This is a genomic window from Bianquea renquensis (genome assembly GCF_014384895.1).
Lineage (GTDB): Bacteria > Bacillota > Clostridia > Lachnospirales > Bianqueaceae > Bianquea > Bianquea renquensis.
In genome coordinates this window covers 1-2,986 of sequence record NZ_JACRSQ010000069.1, presented here as the reverse complement: position 1 = coordinate 2,986, position 2,986 = coordinate 1, and the positions used below count along the sequence as shown (strand labels likewise).

2 protein-coding genes are annotated in these 2,986 nt (G+C 42.4%); both read left to right on the top strand.

Annotated elements, in window-relative coordinates:
• The first annotated feature begins 553 nt into the window (after positions 1-553).
• Complete coding sequence (locus H8730_RS17135; protein WP_249290266.1) at positions 554-1,483, top strand: ABC transporter ATP-binding protein; 930 nt, start codon at positions 554-556, stop codon at positions 1,481-1,483.
• Positions 1,480-2,739 carry an ABC transporter permease gene (locus tag H8730_RS17130; RefSeq protein WP_249290265.1) on the top strand — a complete coding sequence of 420 codons (1,260 nt, stop codon included), beginning with the start codon at positions 1,480-1,482 and terminating at the stop codon, positions 2,737-2,739. The genes H8730_RS17135 and H8730_RS17130 overlap by 4 nt, the downstream gene beginning before the upstream one ends.
• Positions 2,740-2,986 lie beyond the last annotated feature (247 nt).

Genomic DNA, 2,986 nt, shown 5'->3' with positions numbered 1-2,986 from the left:
TACCTGGCATTTGACCAACCCCTTCTCTCTTTGTTTTCGGCACTCTGCACGAACTCGGGTTTGTTCTTTTTTACAATTTGTGCCCTTTGATTTTGCATAAAGTATAACACTTTACGAATAGTACTTTAAAATTGTTAAATTTCTAAATGTAATTACAAAATTTGACGGTATTTTTGACTGTAAATGGTTTTATGCATAAAGTTCCTATTATTGTTTGCTTTGACTTTGGTATTACCACATTGACCAGAATAGAAACAAAAAAATAGCTGTTAAAATGTCACAAAATATTGATAACAAATTACCAACCACATATTGCATACAAAAGCCACTATTCTAGGCGCTTTTATGGCAACTTTATTTATTCAAATTAAAAATTGTTGGATGATATGAAATTTTACACAAAAAACCCAAAGATTATTCTTGACATTTTTATTCGTAAAGTGTTATACCTTATGATCCATATATATGCAAACTATCGTAATTTTAGAATTTGCTTGACAAATCTATAATGTCCTTGTATGATTTATTTAATTATTTTGATTGGAGGTACACCATGAGTTTAGAAATCAATGCGCTGAACAAAAGCTTTGGAGAGAAACATGTTCTCCGCGACGTTAGCTTCCAAGCGCTAAAAGGCTCCGCTCTTGGTCTTCTAGGACGCAATGGAGCAGGGAAGACTACGACACTTCGAATCATAATGGACGTATTTCCCAGTGATTCCGGTAGCGTCACATACGAGGGAAAGCCCCTTCGTACCGCTGGTGTTTCCTTTGGCTATCTTCCTGAGGAACGCGGCCTTTATCCTAAGAAAAAGATCGGAGTGCAGCTAACCTATCTCGCCATGCTTCGGGGCATGGATCGCCGTGCCGCAGTAGCCGCTACTAAAAAATGGTTGGAGAAAGTAGAGCTCTCCGAGTATTTTGATAAGAATCTTGAAACCCTCTCAAAAGGAAATCAGCAGAAGGTTCAATTGGCGTCTGCTCTCATGAATGACCCCGAGATCGCGATCCTGGATGAACCGTTTTCTGGCCTTGATCCCGTCAATGCACAATTGCTAAAGGATATTGTTCGCGACCTTGTGAAAGAAGGAAAAATCGTTTTATTCTCAAGTCATCAGATGAGTTATGTGGAACAATTCTGTGAGAATATTGCCATTTTACATCAGGGTGAGATTGTTCTTGACGGCAATCTCCAACAGATTAAACGAAGCTATCCCCGTGATCGCGTCTATATCGAATCTCTTGAGCCATCTGAGATGTTGACGGCCAAGGTTAGAGACTTCGCTGGATCAAATGGCTTATCCTCCGCTATCATCGACATCACGCCAAGACTGTCCGGGTGTGAGTTGAAGCTTGCCTCTCCTCAAATGCGCACCTCTCTAATGAAGACTTTTGCAGAATCTCCCATTCAATTGGAACGGTATGAAGTTTTGGAACCGACACTGGAAGAAATTTTTGTTGAAAAGGCGGGTGAAGATGCATGAAACAGTTTTGGACGGTTTTACAGTTTGAACTAAGCCAGTACCTTAAAAATAAGGCCTTTATCATCGTTACCGTCATCGGTGTCGTCTTGATTGGGTTGTGCATGAGCATCCCGTCTCTCCTAAATCTAGGGACTTCCTCCGATACAGACACGGCTGAACCACCGACGGCCGTTGAGGCGTCTGACATCGATGGAGCCATTCTCGTAATTGATCAGACAGGTTACTATACGGATACTTCGCTATTTACAAATGGCCTCTCTGCCCAGTATACCTACCAAATCGAAGCTGACCCTGGCGAGACGGCAATTCAGGATCGAATCAACTCTGGAGAAATTGAGGCAGCAATCCGCATCACTGCGCTTGACTCGATCACTCTATATCAGGAATCCACCGGCTTTTCTTCCTTACTATTGGAACAGATTAATGGCTTTTTTGATACGATGAACAAAATGATTCAGATGGAATCTCACGGCCTGACATCCGATCAAAGTCTCTCTATCTTAACTTCAACCGTTTCGGTCAATGTCGTGGAAACAGGGAAAAGCTTTATGGCTACGTACTTGATCTCCTATGTGATGATCTTCCTTCTCTACATGAGTATTTTGCTCTATGGACAACTTGTAGCGACTTCTGTGGCCGGCGAGAAGTCCAATCGCGCCATGGAGATGCTGATTACATCCGCCAAGCCAACGGCGCTGATGTTGGGAAAGGTCATTGCCTCCTGTTTGGCCGGTCTAATTCAGCTTTGCGTTCTCATCCTGGTGGCTATTGGGTTTTATTACCTTAACGCGGAAGCCTTGACGTCTATTTCTTTTATCGAGGAAATCTTCCGCCAGTCTTCCTCTAATATTGTGTATCTTTTGATATTTTATATATTAGGATTCTTTAGTTACGGATGCTTGTATGGTGCTGTCGGCTCTCTTGCTAGCCGAACAGAAGATATCAACACCACATCTATGCCTCTGATTTTACTGACGGTTGTTGCTCTGTTCATCTCCGTCACCTGTATGGCTACGCCTGAAAATTCTCTTTGTGTGATTACCTCGTTTATTCCCTTTATCTCCCCTATGACGATGTTTATCCGAATCTGCATGACCAATGTACCTTTCTATCAGATTCTGTTATCCATTTTCAGCAATATAGCGGCAATCCTTATTTTTGGCTGGATCAGTGCTAAAATTTATCGCCTTGGAGTATTGATGTACGGCAAACCTCCAAAAATGAACGAAATTTTCAAGATGCTGCGGCAAAAATAATTTTGTAAGCAGGAATGGACGCACACCGTTCCTGCTGTTTTTTGCCTTCTCCTTTTAGCGGCTACTTTTCGCGTTTGCCTGCTTTCTCTGCCATCGCTTTTATGACTGACGGATTTTTAGTGGCTATCGTCTCCGTTTGTCTTTTTCTCCGCTATGGCTGTCCGCCCGCTCTTTCTCTGTCGTTTCGCTTCTCTCTTCCTTTCGCCTTTTCTGCTTTCCCCTTGTTTTCGGCCTTCCCCTTTTAGCG

Excerpts from the sequence above, each read along its gene's own strand:
- H8730_RS17135 (WP_249290266.1), top strand. The coding sequence starts at position 554 with ATGAGTTTAGAAATCAATGCGCTGAACAAAAGCTTTGGAGAGAAACAT.
- H8730_RS17130 (WP_249290265.1), top strand. The coding sequence starts at position 1,480 with ATGAAACAGTTTTGGACGGTTTTACAGTTTGAACTAAGCCAGTACCTT.